The sequence below is a fragment of the Oceanobacillus sp. FSL K6-0251 genome (assembly GCF_038004725.1).
GTDB classification, from domain to species: Bacteria; Bacillota; Bacilli; order Bacillales; family Amphibacillaceae; genus Oceanobacillus; species Oceanobacillus oncorhynchi.
On the sequence record NZ_JBBORS010000001.1, the window covers coordinates 3,978,668 to 3,996,927 of the forward strand.

At 37.3% G+C, this 18,260-nt stretch carries 13 protein-coding genes; 3 read left to right on the forward strand and 10 right to left on the reverse strand.

Features of this window, described 5'->3' with window-relative positions:
- Positions 1–179: 179 nt before the first annotated feature.
- The gene (locus MKY45_RS19670) at positions 180–1,478 is read right to left on the reverse strand and encodes a S8 family peptidase (protein ID WP_042529735.1); all 1,299 of its coding nucleotides are present in this window, start codon (positions 1,476–1,478) and stop codon (positions 180–182) included.
- 246 nt (positions 1,479–1,724) lie between these two features.
- Positions 1,725–2,582 carry a non-homologous end joining protein Ku gene (gene ku, locus MKY45_RS19675; protein WP_341173276.1) on the reverse strand — a complete coding sequence of 286 codons (858 nt, stop codon included), beginning with the start codon at positions 2,580–2,582 and terminating at the stop codon, positions 1,725–1,727.
- 90 nt (positions 2,583–2,672) lie between these two features.
- On the opposite strand from ku, the gene MKY45_RS19680 reads away from it, so the two are divergent.
- The gene (locus MKY45_RS19680) at positions 2,673–4,457 is read left to right on the forward strand and encodes a DNA ligase D (protein WP_341173277.1); all 1,785 of its coding nucleotides are present in this window, start codon (positions 2,673–2,675) and stop codon (positions 4,455–4,457) included.
- Positions 4,458–4,915: 458 nt separating this feature from the next.
- On the opposite strand, the gene MKY45_RS19685 is transcribed toward MKY45_RS19680, so the two are convergent.
- From MKY45_RS19685 to MKY45_RS19705, 5 genes are all read right to left on the reverse strand, one after another.
- Positions 4,916–6,325 (reverse strand): M24 family metallopeptidase, encoded by a 1,410-nt coding sequence (locus tag MKY45_RS19685; RefSeq protein ID WP_341173278.1) that lies wholly within the window; start codon positions 6,323–6,325, stop codon positions 4,916–4,918.
- Positions 6,326–6,451: 126 nt separating this feature from the next.
- Positions 6,452–7,900, reverse strand: coding sequence for a M81 family metallopeptidase (locus MKY45_RS19690; protein WP_193064618.1), 1,449 nt, complete (start codon positions 7,898–7,900; stop codon positions 6,452–6,454).
- A gap of 107 nt (positions 7,901–8,007) precedes the next feature.
- Positions 8,008–9,405, reverse strand: coding sequence for a PTS transporter subunit EIIC (locus MKY45_RS19695; RefSeq protein ID WP_042529726.1), 1,398 nt, complete (start codon positions 9,403–9,405; stop codon positions 8,008–8,010).
- 538 nt (positions 9,406–9,943) lie between these two features.
- Positions 9,944–11,356, reverse strand: a complete 1,413-nt coding sequence (locus MKY45_RS19700; RefSeq protein WP_193064617.1) for a glycoside hydrolase family 1 protein — start codon at positions 11,354–11,356, stop codon at positions 9,944–9,946.
- A gap of 256 nt (positions 11,357–11,612) precedes the next feature.
- Positions 11,613–12,398, reverse strand: coding sequence for a MurR/RpiR family transcriptional regulator (locus MKY45_RS19705; protein ID WP_193064616.1), 786 nt, complete (start codon positions 12,396–12,398; stop codon positions 11,613–11,615).
- Positions 12,399–12,971: 573 nt separating this feature from the next.
- On the opposite strand from MKY45_RS19705, the gene MKY45_RS19710 reads away from it, so the two are divergent.
- Both MKY45_RS19710 and MKY45_RS19715 read left to right on the forward strand, forming a co-directional pair.
- Positions 12,972–13,481, forward strand: a complete 510-nt coding sequence (locus MKY45_RS19710) for an excalibur calcium-binding domain-containing protein (RefSeq protein ID WP_341173279.1) — start codon at positions 12,972–12,974, stop codon at positions 13,479–13,481.
- A gap of 61 nt (positions 13,482–13,542) precedes the next feature.
- Entirely contained in the window at positions 13,543–14,163 is a 621-nt protein-coding gene (locus tag MKY45_RS19715) for a class D sortase (RefSeq protein WP_256705088.1), read from the forward strand.
- Positions 14,164–14,337: 174 nt separating this feature from the next.
- On the opposite strand, the gene MKY45_RS19720 is transcribed toward MKY45_RS19715, so the two are convergent.
- From MKY45_RS19720 to MKY45_RS19730, 3 genes are all read right to left on the reverse strand, one after another.
- Complete coding sequence (locus MKY45_RS19720; protein WP_379585534.1) at positions 14,338–15,030, reverse strand: FadR/GntR family transcriptional regulator; 693 nt, start codon at positions 15,028–15,030, stop codon at positions 14,338–14,340.
- Positions 15,031–15,379: 349 nt separating this feature from the next.
- A complete protein-coding gene (gene gudD, locus MKY45_RS19725; protein ID WP_341173280.1) occupies positions 15,380–16,708 on the reverse strand; it encodes a glucarate dehydratase in 1,329 nt (442 codons plus the stop codon).
- A 170-nt stretch (positions 16,709–16,878) separates the two neighbouring features.
- On the reverse strand, positions 16,879–18,204 hold the full coding sequence (locus MKY45_RS19730; RefSeq protein ID WP_341173281.1) for a gluconate:H+ symporter: 1,326 nt from the start codon (positions 18,202–18,204) through the stop codon (positions 16,879–16,881).
- Between the last annotated feature and the right edge of the window lie 56 nt (positions 18,205–18,260).

An 18,260-nucleotide genomic window follows, 5' to 3' on the forward strand; every position in this document is an offset into this window, starting at 1 on the left:
TTCTATTTTATAGTAAGAAGAATGGAGCAACACCAATATTATCGATTGGTATTGGTGACAGATGCATACTCCGGCATATACCTAGAGCCGAATCATGAAATACGGCATCTTCCGCAGCATAAAATACCTTGTTTTTTATATCAGCTTTTCTCCCAGTCCCATTGCTTAACCTGACTTTCCTACAAAGCTTCAGATGGAGCTGAGAGCTGGTAATTCTTCGCCATACGAGCAGCACTTTCTGCTTCAATATATCCCCATACGTCATCAAGCGTTGGATGAGAGGTTGCTTTTAAGATACTCTTAATATCATTCGGACTAAGATTCGGATTAGCTTCCAGCATAAGAGCAATAATCCCTGCACAAATTGGTGTTGCCATGGAGGTACCTGACAATTGAATATAACTTTCATCGATAACCATCTCTGGCAGTTCCGATTCAATTGCCGATCCTGAAGCCAGCAAAGAAATAATGTTGGTGCCTGGGGCGTAAACATCCGGTTTAACGAGCGTATCAATCGTAGGGCCTCTGCTAGAATACTCTGCGATAACGTCATCCGCACGCTCTAACGTGTTCTGATCATCTGTCGAACCTACTGTAATAATAAATGGGTCGATTGCTGGTGTACTGATAGTTGCTGCACTAGGTCCGCTATTTCCAGCAGCAGCAACGACAACTATTCCTTCATGCCATGCAGCTTGAGCAGCTAGCGATAAAGGATCGTCCCGGAATGATTCATACGCCGGAGCCCCAAGCGAAAGCGAGATAATCTGAATATGATGCGCTTCTTTATGGTCGATACACCATTCCAAGCCTTCAATTATGGTGGATAACCTCCCGCTTCCTTGTTCATCCAGAACCTTTATTCCAATGATAGAAGCTTCTGGTGCAGGGCCTGTATACTTTCCATTGGAGGCACTTCCATTTCCTGCAGCATCCCCTGCGCAATGTGTCCCATGTCCATTATCATCATACGGATCATTTTCCCCATTTATAAAATCTTGAAAAGCTACAATCCGATTCGCAGGGGTCGTCAAGTCTTCATGCGGATAAATACCTGTATCAATTATTGCCATCGTAACGCCTTTTCCAGTTAATCCAAGCTGTTCTCTTACTTTTGCAGCGCCTGTTTGCTCACTGGCAATATCCAAAAAGGAGGTTACAATCCGATCGTAAAAAATACGATCTACTGCTTCATGGTCTTTAATTTGTTTAATTCTATCCGGTGTTAGATGTCCTTTTATAGCATTTATACTGTGGAGTTCTCTGCCTAGTTTATTATGGGAGTCAACGTTGCATACTTTTAAGAGGTCGTCTTTTTTTCCTTGCTCACAATTCTTTCTTAAATAAACGATAATGGGGATTTCATTGTTGTTGGTTTCTTGATTAGTTACTTTCCGAGAATTTCGTAATTGTTCCACTAAGCCAGGGTCAAGTTTATGTCCGGCATCTTCGAACCATACTTTTTTCCGTTTGCTCATCTTACTCCTCCTCGTAAAATATTTATTTTGCATACATAGATTACCACTGAAGAATATAGAAAACAATCGGACAGGTTTACTATTTTTAGAAGATTTTAAATAAATATACAGTAGTTTTATTGTAAACTACCATTTAAATTTGTTAAAGCAAAACGGATTTATTGCCTAACATCGACTGTATATCATCTTCTTCTAAAATAACAGGATAACAAATACCAGCCCCCGATATTAAGGACTGGTATCCTCTTATGAAGTAGCCTTTTTTGTCTTTGCATCCCTTTTGGCAGTAGTCGTTTTCTTTTTCGGCTTCGTTGTTTTAGGCTTATCACTTTTAGCACGATCCAACGATTCCTGCAACGCATCCATTAAATTAACCACATTATCCGGCTTTTCTTTGGTATCTTTACCAATTTCAACTTCTTCATTGTTTTTCTTGGCTTCGATTAATTCCATGAGTGCTGTTCGATAATTATCTTTATATTTTTTTGGTTCAAACTCAGTCGTCAATTGTTCTATAAGAAGCTTGGCAGTGTCCAGCTCTTTTTTACCAACTGATTCTTGACTAGGAACATTGGGTACATCTTCAACTCCCCGAACCTCATCCGGGTAATGTATTGTTTCAACTACTATCGCAGTTTTATACACTCTGATTACAGCAAGCTGTTCTTTAGAGCGTATCATCATTTTTGCAATTCCAATCTTACCAGTATCTGTTAGCGCTTCTCTTAGCAATGCATATGCTTTTGAGCCGCCCTCACTAGGTGATAGGTAATAGCTTTTCTCAAAATAAACAGGATCAATTTCTTCCAATTGAACAAAATCAACAATCTCTACAGCTTTGTCTTCTTGCTCTTTCTTTAGTGCTTCTAATTCTTCGTCATCCAATATAACAAATTTATTTTTTGCGTATTCATACGCTTTTACAATATCCTCACTTTTTACATCTTTATCGCAATTTGGACAAGTCCTTTCATATTTAATAGGCATCTTACATTTCTTATGCAACTGCCGCAGTTTTATATCCTTATTTTCAGTAGCGGCATGCATTTTGACAGGGATATTGACCAAACCAAAACTGATTGTTCCTTTCCACATCGTATGCATTCCGTTCACTCCTTTTTGATTTATTTTGCTGATTTGTATGTTTTTTATACAAAGATATGAGGCATCCTATTTAAAAAGAGGTGATTACATATGAACTGGATGAAACCAATAGAAACAACAGATATACCAGAGGGGGATGAATGGTTGTATGAGGTTAAATATGATGGGTTTCGCTGTGTACTAAGCTGGACTGATAAAAATATTATTTTAACTAGTAAGAATAACCTGGATATCTCTAATAAGTTTCCTGAAATTATTAACTGGTGCAATGATAATTACGATTACTTTAATAGCAAATTACCACTAAAAATAGATGGCGAACTTGTCATACTAAATCATCGCTACCAAGCTAATTTTACAAAAATCCAAGCACGGGGCAGGACGAAAAGCATTGACCGTATTAAAAAACAGGCAAGTAATAGACCTGCAGCATTGATGGCATTTGACATCAAGGAAATAAGAGGCAAGAATCTTACCAACAATAATTTATCTTTACGGAAAGAAATTCTTCATCAATTATTAGAGCCGGTTTCCGATAATGAAGTTTTAAAATGTGTAGAAATATTTTCTTCTATTAAAGAAATCCAGAAAGTCATTTCAGCATCAAAGTGCGAAGGTATTGTTGCAAAACGAAAAGACAGCACTTATCAAAAAGGTAAAAGCCATCATGATTGGTTTAAGATTAAAAATTGGAGAGTGATTCAAGGCATTTTAACAGAGTATAATCCAAGTAATGGTTATTTTGCTGTGAACGTATTAGATAACGATAATTTAATACGTATCGGTACATGTAAACATGGCTTATCTAAAGAATCGTCTGAAACAGTACAAAAACTTTTTAAAGAGCAGGGGAAATTAGTCGAGGGTAGTTATCATCTACCTCCTGCAATAGCCAGTATGATCAATACTCTGGATTTATATAAAGGAGAGTTGAGAGAACCTAATTTTAAGAGTATTAGCCCCAACACCTCATATACTGAATGCACATTGGATAAATTACAATTAGACATGGCTCAAATTCCAATCGAGACTTGTAACACGGATAAATACTTATGGCCAGATGTTTTTAAAAAGAAAGACCTCTTAGTTTATATCAGAGAAATATCACCTTGGATGCTTCCATTTTTAAAACAACGCGCTTTAACAATTATTCGCTGTCCCAATGGGATAAAAGAAGAATCGTTCTTTCAAAAAAGCATACCGGATTATGCACCGGACTTTTTATCATTTGATGCTGCTGATGATTTAATTGTATGCAATCAGTTAGAAAGTTTAGTTTGGTTAGCAAACCATGGTTCCCTCGAATACCATGTTCCTTTTCAACGAATTGGACAAGTGACCCCCTTGGAAATTGTATTTGACCTTGACCCGCCTGAGAGAGAGCACTTTGTTTTAGCAGTAAAAGCAGCCAAGCTATTAAAGCAGATATTAGACGATTTAAATCTTGTATCTTTCGTGAAAACATCTGGAAACAAAGGGCTACAAATATATATTCCTATTCGAGAGGGGAGCATGACATACGGCGAGACAGTTTTTTTTACTGAGGCTGTTGCAAAAACATTAGAAAGAGCATTTCCAAACGATTTTACGACAGAGCGATTAAAGAAAAAAAGAAAAGGACGTTTGTACATCGATTATGTTCAACACGGTCAAGATAAAACGTTGATTGCTCCTTATTCACCAAGGATGACAAAAGAGGGTACAGTTTCTATGCCTTTATATTGGCATGAAGTCCATAAGGGATTAGAACCAACAGCCTTTACAATTGGAAATGCAGTAGAACGTCTACAAGAGGTCGGATGTCCATTCGCTGGATATTTCGAAACGGGTAGCAAACAAAAGTTAGATAAAGTGTTGAAGATGGTTAAAAATTAAAAGCCTATTTCTAATTCCATTCTAACGCTATTTATATTATCTGTTATAAGTAATAATCACAATTGCAGAGTTACGGACATAAAATGATCCGTGGGATATTTGGCAACTCCTTTGATAGATAGTAATTTAAAATTAGATGCCCGATTTGCATAACGGGCGTCTTTTTTGTTTTCTTTAATCATATTTATACATTTGAATCCTTAGTAGAAGAATGAAGAACATTACTAAGAGAAAATAAAATAGCCTGACACTGTCAAAGAACTGGTGACAGTGTCAGGCTATTGCCTAGATTTATATTTTCCCAAAAAATCCCTTTTATATTATTACTGGATAGTTACATCTCATTTTTATAGTATTTTATTTCATTTCTTTTTGCCTTTCTTTCTAATACTTAAAACTCGCTCCACATTCGCGCTGTAAATATTTCAAAAAAATTTTGACGCAATGATTCAACTTTATCAGTCATGATTATAATAAAACGCAAGCTTCTTATCCAACAGATACGGCCGCAAATAAGCAACCATACTGCATAACGGTAAAACATCCTCGCTTAATTGGATGCCGAGCGTCTCTTTTATATACGCTTTTCTTTTCATCATCCGTTCCCAAAGTGCCGGATAATGATCTCTAAGCTCTTGTTTTAACACATCGTCCGCAATGGCTACTGTACTTTCCGCCGAAACACCATCGTATCCATCAACACGCGGAATAATATCTGTTTGAAAAATCATGCCGCTTTTGATAACTTCCTCTGAATCCCTATAGATTGGCGACGATAGCCATTCTTCATCCGCCGTCAAATGTCCTGGACATAGTCCCCAGTGATATGCTTCCTGTGGCAAAACATGGTTCATCAGCTTATACATATCCCCGCCCGGCATTCCAATTTGGATATTCTCCAGCCAAGCTGTAATTGCAGTATAGTACGGTGCTGCCAGATCCTCTATATAATGCTTTTTACTCTCCGGTAAATCCTCGCTGTTCATAACAGCATATCCTGCTCTGCTCGATAATCCGCCTTTATATCCTACGGTTAAAGAGATGGCATCCCCTAGTGTAACCTTTTTAGAAGTTGGGTATAAATTACCGTTTTCGAATCGTTTACCCGTTGATGCAATCGTGACGACATTATTTTTTTGACCGTAGGCATGGAGTTCATTTCCTAATTCCATTTCAGAAATGCCAACCTCCAGCTTGTCTATCGCACGCAAGACACAATCTGCTGCCAGGGATGCCCCAAATTCATAATGAGCCATTTCATTCGCATTATTCACCCTGCGAACGCCACGATCCCCGCCGATGAAGATATCTGTATGGTTCGTAATAGAACCTTCCTTCCCGACCATTTCCCGAACCGTATCTACAATAAAAGAAGGAACATCAAATAAAGTCCGGTTATCCTCTACCTGGCTGGTAAAATGCTTCCATCCAGCCATTCCAATTTTCATTGCATCCTTGATTCCGGCTTCCTGAAGAACACTTGACATCTTACTGTGAGGCTCCATCGGCTGATTAGGCAAGGAAAAATGCGGACAATGAATTCCTTTTGCTGGAATTCTCGAAAATTGTACTTTATTATAGTTTTCATTTCCCAAGACCAGAAAAGCATCTCCATTAGCATGCAGGACTAATAAAGCCTCTTCAAATCTAGGAATAAATCCAACTAAATACTCAAAATTCCCGCCATGTTCCACATCCGCGTAAACCAGCAGCGCATCCAATCCATCGTGACGCATCTCATCTAATATCTTTTCTCTTCGTTGCTGCATCGTTGTATCATCCAGCAATATTGGAGTCCCTGTGCAATCTGGAGCAGGAGCATCCATTTCTATTAATTGTGCTTTTTTAGAATCATATTGTTTTTCCATTTAACTTGCCTCCAATGTATACATGTTTTTATTTGATTGGTTTTATTAATCAGAGGAACATGCATTTATTCCAATCCTGTGCATTACCTTGTTTCTTAGCAATGGGTAGTACCATTCTTGCTCTTTCTAAATATCATCAATAGGAAACATGGGGCGCATAATGCGCTTGAATGGAAGTTTTGCTGTGTCCTGCAGCGTTGCCCCCTGCGTTAATGACATGATATTTAATTTCCCCTCTTTTTTTAATTCAGGGAAAATATATCCCTGTTTAACAATGATAATATCATAGTCTCTATAATCGAGACCAGCCGCATGAAACTGTTCAATTTCAACAAACGGATGGTTGTTTCCTGAAACAACGATATCTATCGGTTTATCCTTGATTCTGACGGTTATACAATCACCAAAGTTCCCCTCTCTCACATAAGCATAACCAGCTAAATATCCTTTCGCTTTAATAACAACATCTAAATTTACATTTGCGGATAATTCGTCTATATCCATTCCCAAAGAAATGCTTGTTTCTTCCCCCGCTTCATAGCTTTTCAGCTTATCTAAGGTTTCTGCGTCATGAATACTGGCAAATAAAAACCGTTTGTTATGACCTTCATCAAGATGTAATACCTGACGTAAAATAAAGGTATTGCTCCCTACCGATCCCGATGTTACATTATCTCCTGAATCCGTAATGAACACTGGCTTTCCTTCACACGCTAATGCCATTTTCATTGCTTCCTCCGGCTGTGCAGTTAAGCCAGTATAATGGAATTCATAACGTTTATTCCATACATATTCCGCCAACTGATCCGCAATTTGATCTGCATATTCCTGATCAGCCTCTGTTGAAGGAATAACAACAATTCCACACCCTGCAACATCACAGTCATGACGAATATACCCAACATGCCAGGAACAGCTTAATATTCTTGAATCCGCTTCTAATTCATCCATATATTGATTAATCGATTTTACTGGTTCATCTGCGGAGACGCTTTGTTCTCCGCCTAAAATCATTGATAATTTACGATATACTGGGGTAATATTTTGACGTTGCTCCAACAAATCAACGAGCTTTTCACAAATAAATTCAATTGTTTCTTTAATATCTGTATGTGGAGATTCGCGATAACTGCGAATCAGTGTGGTACTTTCTACATACGCTTTAGACAGGTTACCATGCGGATCACTTACTACCGCAATTGGCAAATAAGGGCCTGTCAGCTTGCGAATCATCTTCATAATATGATGATCCCCAGATCCGCCTTCCAAATCTTCTACTTCACTCGCCCCGTGTAAATGAAGAAAAATCCCATCAATTTCATGAATATGCTTTTTAATATCTTCCAAGATTCTCTTTTCAATATAATCAAATGCCGTTTTTTCTAAAACGCCGCCAGCTGATGCATCAGCATAAATGGAAGGAATTATCTCCACACCTTTTTTAGCAAACACATCTTTACATTTCATTTCCCGAATGCAATCCTCTCCAAATAAGAGATCAAAATCCTCTAAATTACTTTTATACGGAATATTGGCATTCGATTCAAGAATAAATCGTGCAATCAAAACTTTCATCGATTTCACCTCATCAACTTTTTTAAGAAATATATCCGTTCCTTCCAGCCTTTCAAGGCCCGGGTATATTTAGTAAATCTTTTTATCTCCAATGAAAAATCTTTATTTTATTCAGCCTTCTCTGTTGATTTCGTTCTTGAAATAATAATCCTGCAGGAAATATAGGAGACAACCACCCCAACAATTCCTACGATTGCCGCTAAAAATAAATTCCCTAATCCTCCTTGATTATCAATGAAGAACATCGCAGTAAATAACCCTGGGGTTCCACCCATAATATAGCTTTTCAATCCAAATATACCAGCAACCAAACCAGCACTTGCAGCTCCAATTGCAGTGCCTATTAATATTTTAGGCCGCGTAATCAAAGCACCGTAGAAAGCGGGTTCTGTAACCCCGCAAAGTGCGGTTACACCAGAAGAAACAATCATACCCTTCTTCGCTTTATCATTTTTTATGGAAGTAGCTGCTGCTAAAGCACTTCCGCCAATGCACAGGTTGGAGATGAACCCCATAACCATAATGGCAGGGTCATATCCAATCGTTGCAACACTGTTAAAACCGATTGGCATAATCGCTTTATCTAATCCAAACATAACCATATAAGGATAAGCCACAGCGAATACCGGCATCGCCAGTCCGCCGATTGTACTCATTAACGTTGTAATCCCTGAACCCACATAGTCACTTAAAAGGGTTCCGATAGGTCCTAACACGATTAATGTTATTGGTACAACAATAATCATCGTTAATAGCGGTTTCAAAAAATAGATGACGATTTCAGGAATAACCTTCTTAAAGAATTTGTCCACGAAATACATAAGCCCAACACCAAGCATAACTGGTAATACGCTGGTGCTATAGTCCACCGCTGGAATTCCGATTCCTAAAAAACTTAGCCCTTCTTGACCGCTAATATTCGAGCTGACAAGCAACGCTCCCAATACTGCTCCCAAAATAGGTTCCATTTTTAAACGTCTCGCCATTGTAAATCCTAGATAAACTGGTAAGAAGGTAAATGCTGCATTGAAAATAGCATCGATAATGACTGCAGTGCCAGATTCCATGTCTAAACCAAAATAGTTGATTAATAGATTTTTAACGGCAAGAATGATTCCGCCAGCAATCAGTGCTGGAACAATAGGCATAAATACGGCAGCCATAAAATTACCAAATTTGTTTAAATAGTTCATAAAACTCATTTTTTGCGGTTCTTCCGCTTCTTTTGCAGAGCCTGCTTCGTTATTTTGCCCCTCTTTCCACCCAGACACCTCTAAAAAATCGTTGTATGCTTCATTAACATTAGGCCCGATGATAATCTGCACTTGGCCAGCTTTCTTAATGACACCTAACGTATTTTCAATCCCTTTTAATGCTTCCTCGTTTATCAGTTTCTCGTTATTATAATGTAAACGAAGTCTAGTGGCGCAGTGTTCAACATAATTTAAATTATCTACACCGCCAACGTGCTCCAATACTTGTTTTGACATCTCAACATATTTCATTTTTTATTCCCTCCATTTCTGCCTGCTTATTAATAAAACAAAATTTCACTCAGCGGGATTTTTACGGATGATTCTCCGCGATAAATCCAACAATGTGGTACTAAAACAAAATTTAAGTCCTATTGACGTCTGAACAAATTAATATGTTAACATTTTCACAATCAAACCTTTTATAAATAAAATCGATTCTTCTGGCTGTGTAGTTATTTTAGGTTAAGATGGGAATTCGATAGCGGAGCAGCCAAACCCATAACATCGATTCCCTTGTAGACTTTTACCTGTCTATAAAATACCGCTTACATAGTTAAGCACATCTAAGTCGGCTTTATAATCACCATACGATTTATCAAGGACAACAATTTTATTTCTGTTATTTTCATTTATTTCACTATATAGACTATACCATTCCGTTTGAAAAAGAGCTTAAGCGGACATGCATCATCACACTAGAAACAAATGGACAGGTTTTACCCCTTCACTTTCATGCCCGCCAAACTCTATTTCTTTCCATCATCCATCAGCAAACAAATAACTGTTTTTAGATATCTCTGTTTTCCGCAATTAGATTTTTATACCAATAGTAGCTTGCTTTCGGTATCCGTTTCGTATCATTCTCAAAATCGATCCGGACAAGCCCATATCTTTTTTCATAGCCATTAATCCAGCTGTATAAATCCATCGTGGACCACATATAGTAACCCTGTACATTCACGCCTTCTTCACGCGCTTTTAACATGTAATGAATAAAATCTCCACATAGCTCGATTCTGTTATCATCATTTACATATCCATTCTCATCAGGTGTTTCATATTGTCCGTGTCCATTTTCCGCAATATATACTAAAATATCCCCGTACTTTTCTTTGATTTCCATCAAAGCATTATACATACATTTAGGATAAACTTCTCTTCCCCAGAGGTTTCTTTTAACATGAGGATCAAAGGAGCTTTCAAAGACATGTTTAATGCGTATCCCTTCTTTTGAATTAGATCCTTTCCCTCTGTTATTATGGAACACTTCTGTTTCACCTTCAGAATAATCGGTTACATATTGACGGTTATAGACGTTCAAGCCAATATAATCTACTTTACCTTTCGCAAAATCAGAAACGTCCTCTTGATAGACGAAGCTTGGGTCAACTCCCCAATCCTGAAGCACTTCACCTAACTCTTCTGGAAGCTTCCCAAATACACTTGTATCCAGAACCATGCGATTATAAAAAACATCCGCTCTTAACCTTACTGCATCTTTTTCTTTTGTTGCAGGATCCAATTCAACATTCCCGTTATCATGAACAATACCGATTCGGCCATCCATGCCTAATTTCCGGTAAGTATCAACGGCCTTGGCACTGCCTAACATCAGATTGTAGAGAACATTCCAGAAACGATTAAAATCCAGCTTGTAGTTTGGCGGGTAGTTACCAACCACATAACTGCAATAAGCATAATACCTTGGTTCATTTACCGTAGACCAAATCTTCACCCGATCTCCGAAATTTTCAAAACAAACTTTCGCGTACGCATCAAAGGCATCGATAATTTCTCTATTTTCCCAACCGCCAATTTGAGACAATTCATATGGCAAATCATAGTGAAACAACGTCGCATTCGGAGTAATCCCTTTTTCCAGGCAATAATCGATGACATGATTATAAAAATCAATTCCTTTTTGGTTTACTTCGCCAACACCTTGTGGAATAATTCTCGCCCATGAGATAGAAAATCGATAGGTGTTTTGGTTACCCGCTGCCATCAGGTCGATATCTTCTTTATATTTGTGGTAAAAATCAGAAGCGATATCACCATCTACCTGATTAATATTTAAAGAACTGTTGTGGTTAAAGACATCCCATTCACCCAGACCTTTTCCATCTTCATCCCAGGCTCCTTCACATTGATATGCTGCTGTAGCAGAACCCCATAGAAACTTGTCATGTACTTGTTTCATTTAAATACCTCCCTGCAATAATGATGAATAACCTTCATCTAAATCCAATGTTAGCACTTTCAAAAAAACGAAGTGGTTCAGAATTTGAACCATCGTAAAATTGCCATGGTTACCAATATGGAAAACAAAAAGCCCGCTCCATAGAGCAAGGCTTTGACATGGTATCCTTTTTATCCAGCAATTTAAACAAGCTATAAATGTGCTAAACAGATTTACTAAGTTTTTTTATGAAGGCTTTTGAAAATAAACAGCATAGTCAAGTATACAATGACAAATACTGCATCGATAATAAATCAAGAATATAAGTAATCCCGTACTTTCCATAAATCCCTAAATAATCAGCTGAGAAACCATCCTTGCTAATATAAAAAGTTTTATCATAGCTATTCTTCAGTTTCTCCGCTTTATTTCCCGTTATTAGAAATTTATGTCCTTTTAAACTCTGAACAAATTCTAATGACAACTCCGCAAATTTACCAGATGCAGAGATGGTAATAATGACATCTTCTTCATGAAGTAATTTCAGAATTTCATTCGTGGTGAATGACCCAGAAATAACATGAATCACTTTTGAGGCAAACATCAGCTCTTGTTGAAATCTTAATGCATTGCCACTCGTATTATTTGCGCACAGAATCACTACATTTACATCCTGATTGATTAACTCACAAAGATAATTGATATCCTCGTCTGTTATTTGTTCGTCAATGTCAGTAATCATTTCATCAACTAGATTTTTTATATGAATGCGATAGTCAGGCTCTGCTTTTATGTCCCGATGTCTTAAATCACTGGGAAAAACAAGCTTGGAAATGGAGTTCTTCAATGAACTGAAATTATCATATCCTAACCTTAAACAAAACCTTCTCACTGCAGATCTGGATGTAAAACATTCCTCCGTCATTTCCCATATGCTGACGGAAGAAATACGATATAAGTTATTCAAAATAAAATGAGCCAATGTATAATCGGTATTTTCTGGATTTTCTGAGTTGATGATGAAAGACAAGGAATTTAATAAACCTAAATTATTTATTTTCATTTTATTCACCGTCACTTACCATATAATAATGTTACTGTTTTTGTTATTGAAAATAATATACTGGAGTTTAATATAGTTATTAACATACCCAAAGAATTTAAAATATGTTCTTATTTCTATAAATTCTATTATACGGGGTGGAATCCGAAATTTGAAAATAAAAAGAGATTTCGTTACTAAATTAAGAACTATATTGACTTTTTATCTGCTCCCATTACACTAAAAAACCTGGAACAACACATATCAATTCAAGATATTGTTCCAGTTTTTTTTATTTATTCTATACCATTCAAAAGATTTTTTCTTCACTCGTTTCCAGTTGCCGTTTCTATCGGCATCAAAATTATTATGATGGAAGATTTATTTGGGTTTATTAAAAAGCACAAATAAGCTAGATAGTTATTACTTTATTAATAAATTGACAGTTTATTATTTCATTAAATTAAGAATATTTTACAATATAATTACTATTATGTTACATTAGTTATAGTAGTTATTTTTTGATAGAAACTATTATAAAAATAGAATCATTTCATAACTACTGCTAAAAAAATACATATAGGGGGTAACAAAATGAAAGGGAAACGTTTAACGCTAGTTGCTTTTCTTGCGGTTCTTTTTATGTTCGGTACAACGCCATCGGTTTTTGCTGCAGATGATCTGAATTGTTCTGATTTTGACACGCAGCCAGAAGCTCAGGCACATTTAGATGCCGATCCGAGTGATCCGGATGGATTGGACCGAGATAAAGACGGTATTGCTTGTGAGAACTTGCCTCAAGGCGACTCTACTGCCAGCAATAACGATGCAAACGAATCAGAAGAAGCTTCTGAGGACACATCTACTGATGAATCTACTTCCTCTGAAGATGCTGCTGGATCTGAAGAGGAAACATCAGCAGAAGATGCTACGTCTACAGAAGAAGCTTCATCATCAGATGATGAAGCAACCTCAGATGAATCTGCTTCCTCTGATGAAGAAGGCGGCGAGCTGCCGAACACCGCAACAGCATTACCACTTGGTATCCTAGGTGGATTAGGTGCAATGATTCTTGGCGGACTTGGCTTGCGCAAGCGTCAATAAAATGTTAGATAGGCAGACGGCTCAATCGTCTGCCTTTCTCTCATGTAAGGGGGATAAACAAATGATTCGAAAATTATCGCTGCTCTTGATTGCGATTGGTTTTCTTGTTGTTGTTTATAGCGGCTGGAATTACTTTCAAGCAACGCAATCGGTTCAGGAAATACCAGAGAAGTCAGAAACGGCTGAGGCAGCAGCTATTAATATACCAGAAAAAAATATACCAGAAAAAAGTGATGAGGAAGAGACAGTTAATCCATCCACACTCAATTATGAGGTAGACGCCGGTTCAGAGATAGCCATGCTAGATATTCCAGCTATGAATAAACGTTTTACGACATATTGGGGAGCGGATGAACGCACCCTTGACCAAGGTGTGGGGATGTATGTAAGTGAGTGGACGACAGTTCCAAACCGCGAAGGCGGGCATACGGTACTATCCGGGCATCGTGACACTGTCTTTACTGGTCTAGATGAGCTTGGACAAGGGGATATATTGGAAGTCCATTACAATGGCGAGACCTTTGAATATGAAATTAATAAGACATGGATTACCGATGCAGCGGATCGTACTGTGATTGTCGAGAAAGAGGAGCCGACATTGACGCTGACAACATGCTATCCGTTTGATTTTATCGGGTATGCGCCTGATCGTTATATTATAGAAGCTACGCTTGTGGAGTGAACGGGCGGAAAACTGATCCGCCCTTGTATGGTGTTTGGCAGAGATAATTTTATAGAGTGAGATAGACACATTCTAATTAATCTGCTTAGCCAAAAAGAAAAGTTACTACAGTAAGGTATAAGTAATTCATTTAACTGTCATTATTACTTTTTCTATTCTATATACAAAAAGAATCTATACATCATTTCTAGACAAGATTTTTTCGCGGACATAACTAAGATGTTTATACATCTCTTTAAATGATTGAACTGGATCTCTGTTCTTTAATGCTTCATAAATCGCTGTATGGTAATCAATTGTTATCTGAGGTTCACGAAATGGTATAAGGCTGTCCGTTTTTTCATGAGCCATCAATAAAGAATCAATCATACCCTCTACTACAGGGTTATTTGCACTTTCAGCAATTATACTATGAAATTTTTTATCATATTGTCCATAGTTGTTATCTACATTTGCTTTAATGCTATCAATTGTCCCCCTCAACTCCTCTAGCTGCTCCTCTGTAATTTTCTCTGCCGCAATTGTTACTAGTCCTAATTCTAACGTCATTCTGGCTTCGATAATAGCTGGGATGTTATTGATTGACAATGCTAACATTGCTTTAAACGGGCTGCTTCCAACCTTTTCATTTATGTATGTCCCTCCTCGCGGCCTCCGCTTAACAATTTCTAATGTTTCCAAAGAGCTAAGCGCCTCTCTTAATACCGGCCTGCTCACATCAAGGTCATTCATTAATGTTAATTCAGATGGAAGCTTATCTCCAGGGTGAAGTTGTCCATCCATCAGCATAGAAATAATATGTTCTAAAACTTGCTTGGATAATGTATTTCTTTGTATCGGATTCTTATTAAATTCAACCAAGTCAATCTTCCTTTCTTTAATGTAGATAATTTATCAGTACTAATCATTATATTGATCAAAAAATTGAATGCTGATATAACCCTTCTCTTCAGAAACATCCATATTCTGTGGAAATTTATTACTATAAAAATGCATATCTTTTATATAGAACTATTGAATGCCATTATACACTATATTGAAATAAGTTTTCTACCGGCTATGGATTAAACATTTGTAAGCATACAAAAATACCAAAATCAGCAATATTCAACAGCTAATTTTGGTATTTAATGAAACCTGCATTTTGTTAATTTTTTATTCCAATACTTCTAATAACCTCTTTAAAAAACTTACTTTTTAAAGTTTCAGGATACGCTTATCGCACAAGACATGGACACTTGTTATCAAATTCCCATCCAGAAATTAAGTACTTCATCGCTTTTGCGTCATCTCTCGCACTCAACGCTTCTTTATGATAAATTTCATTAGCTTTCACCACTTGCTCCATATCAATTTCTACTCCAAGACCTGGTTTATTCGGAACAGCAATTTTACCTCCCTCTATTTTAAAAGGATCTTTAGTTAAACGTTCAATCCCTTCCTGCCAAATCCAATGCGTATCAATTGCTGTAATATTCCCTGGCGCAGCAGCTGCTACATGAGTAAACATTGCAAGAGAAATATCTAAATGGTTATTTGAATGCGAACCCCATGTTAAACCAAATTCATTACATAACTGCGCAACTCTTACTGATCCTTCCATTGTCCAAAAATGCGGATCTGCTAATGGGATTGAAACACTGTCTAGTTGCAGTGCATGTCCTAACTGTCTCCAATCTGTTGCAACCATATTTGTAGCTGTTGGCAACTCTGTAGCTTTCCGGAACTCTGCCATCACTTCTCTTCCGGAATATCCATTTTCAGCGCCGCACGGATCTTCTGCGTATGTTAAAATTCCATGCATATCCTTACATAATGAAATGGCTTCATCAAGTGACCATGCTCCATTAGGGTCCAGTGTAATACGAGCATCAGGGAAACGATTTTTTAAAGCTTTAATAGCTTCTATTTCCTCGCTTCCTGATAACACTCCACCTTTTAATTTAAAGTCTTTAAATCCATATAATTCATAAGAAGCTTCCGCTAATCGCACAACTGCTTCAGGTGTCAATGCTTCTTCATGGCGTAACCGGTACCAATCATTCTGAGCATTGTCTCCAGACTCGTAAGGTAAATCTGTTTTATTTCGATTGCCAATATAAAATAAATATCCAAGTGTCTCCACTTCATCACGCTGTTGACCGTCACCAAGAAGTGCTGCAACAGGTACATTTAAATGCTTGCCTAATAAATCTAAAAATGCAGCTTCTACTGCTGTCACAGCATGAATTGTTGTTCTTAAATCAAAAGTTTGTGCACCCCTGCCGCTTTCATCCCGATCAGCATATGTGCTTCGAACTTTATTCAGTACAGCTTTATAATTACCAATAGTTTCTCCTATAATCAATTGTTTTGAGTCTTCCAATGTTTGACGTATTTTTTCCCCGCCCGGCACTTCTCCAATCCCTTTTTGACCACTTGAATCTTCAAGAATGATTATATTTCTAGTAAAGTATGGCGCATGCGCACCGCTTAAATTCAATAGCATACTATCTTTTCCAGCTACTGGGTATACTTCCATTTGTGTAACAGTTGGTGTATTCATGATTATCAATCTCCCTTTATATTATTTATTTTAAAAATACTTTGCTAGCTATATGACGAAATACATTTATACATAAGCAATCTGCAAGACCTTCTTTCTAGAAAGCTGATTGCCCTTCATATTCCTAAAATTTGGGTTTAAATTATTTACAATCCTATTTTCAGAAAAGACTAATCTATAACCATATTCAAAATATATACGCCAATCAGTCCCAATATGGATAATGCAGTGGTGTACGTCGTTCTAACCTTAATTGCTTGAGCTACTGTGAGATTAAAATATTCTTTAAATAACCAGAAACCTGGATCATTTACATGTGAAAACGCAATACTGCCAGTGGTAACAGCAAGAACCATCATTTCTAAACTTGTGCCCGAGGATTCAACAAGTGGAAGTACGATACCAGCAGCTGTCATTACAGCTACAGTAGCTGATCCTAGAGCAGTACGCATAATAACAGCAATCAACCATGCAAGTAATATGGGGGAAATTGCCCAACCATCTGTTAGTGATTGAATATAATCAGCAACGCCGCTATCTACAAGTATCTGTTTAAAGGCTCCTCCAGCTCCAATGACCAATATAATGATTGCCATTGGTTTAACACTATCAACACATGATTGCATGACATCTTCTAATGAACGGCCAATTCTTATCCCCAGGACATAAAAAGAAAGCAATAACGCAATTAATAATGCAATTGGTGCTGATCCAAAGAACATCATAACATTCAAAAAAGGATGGCCTTCTGGTAAAGCAATTTCAGCAGCCCCTAATACTGCCATTAAAAAAACAGGAATAAGCGCTGATATAACACTTGCACTAAAACTCGGCATTTCTTCTTCTTTAAATTCTTTTGTACTTATTAGTCCGTCAGGAATCGATGGATTCATCTTTTTTACGATACTTAATCTCGGCCATAATAAAGCAATCAATGCTCCTACTGGAATAGCTATAATAAGGCCATACAGGAGGGTTAACCCCATACTTGCATCAAATACCCCAACGACTGCTGCCGGACCAGGATGTGGCGGTAAAAAACTATGTGTTGTTGATAAACCGATTGACATCGTTAATCCAACATAAAGTAAGTTCAAATTTGTTTGACGAACAATAGTGAAAACTAAAGGAATTAATAAGACAAAAGCTACTTCGTAAAACATGGTAACACCAAGGATAAACGATACAATCAGCATCGCTACCTGCACGCGCTTGATTCCTAGCTTACCAATTAAAGTATTGGATATCCGCTGAGCAGCACCACTATCTGCCATAACTTTACCCAGCATTGCTCCAAACCCAAGTATCAGAATAAGGTCATTCAGCTGTCCCCCAATTCCATCTGAAATAGATTCCATTACAGTATTTAATGGCATTCCTTCTAATAGTCCAACTAGTATGGCTACTAAGATTAATGCTATAAACCCGTTAAACTTTAATGGAATCATTAAAATTAAAAGAAACACAACACCTAACGCAACAATCAACAAAGGCAATTTTTGACACTCCTTACAAAGATAAATTGATTCTATATCATGTTGCAGTATATTTA

Coding starts and splice junctions, on each gene's coding strand:
- MKY45_RS19670 (WP_042529735.1), bottom strand. CDS start 1,478: ATGAGCAAACGGAAAAAAGTATGGTTCGAAGATGCCGGACATAAACTT.
- ku (WP_341173276.1), bottom strand. CDS start 2,582: ATGCATACGATGTGGAAAGGAACAATCAGTTTTGGTTTGGTCAATATC.
- MKY45_RS19680 (WP_341173277.1), top strand. CDS start 2,673: ATGAACTGGATGAAACCAATAGAAACAACAGATATACCAGAGGGGGAT.
- MKY45_RS19685 (WP_341173278.1), bottom strand. CDS start 6,325: ATGGAAAAACAATATGATTCTAAAAAAGCACAATTAATAGAAATGGAT.
- MKY45_RS19690 (WP_193064618.1), bottom strand. CDS start 7,900: ATGAAAGTTTTGATTGCACGATTTATTCTTGAATCGAATGCCAATATT.
- MKY45_RS19695 (WP_042529726.1), bottom strand. CDS start 9,405: ATGAAATATGTTGAGATGTCAAAACAAGTATTGGAGCACGTTGGCGGT.
- MKY45_RS19700 (WP_193064617.1), bottom strand. CDS start 11,356: ATGAAACAAGTACATGACAAGTTTCTATGGGGTTCTGCTACAGCAGCA.
- MKY45_RS19705 (WP_193064616.1), bottom strand. CDS start 12,398: ATGAAAATAAATAATTTAGGTTTATTAAATTCCTTGTCTTTCATCATC.
- MKY45_RS19710 (WP_341173279.1), top strand. CDS start 12,972: ATGAAAGGGAAACGTTTAACGCTAGTTGCTTTTCTTGCGGTTCTTTTT.
- MKY45_RS19715 (WP_256705088.1), top strand. CDS start 13,543: ATGATTCGAAAATTATCGCTGCTCTTGATTGCGATTGGTTTTCTTGTT.
- gudD (WP_341173280.1), bottom strand. CDS start 16,708: ATGAATACACCAACTGTTACACAAATGGAAGTATACCCAGTAGCTGGA.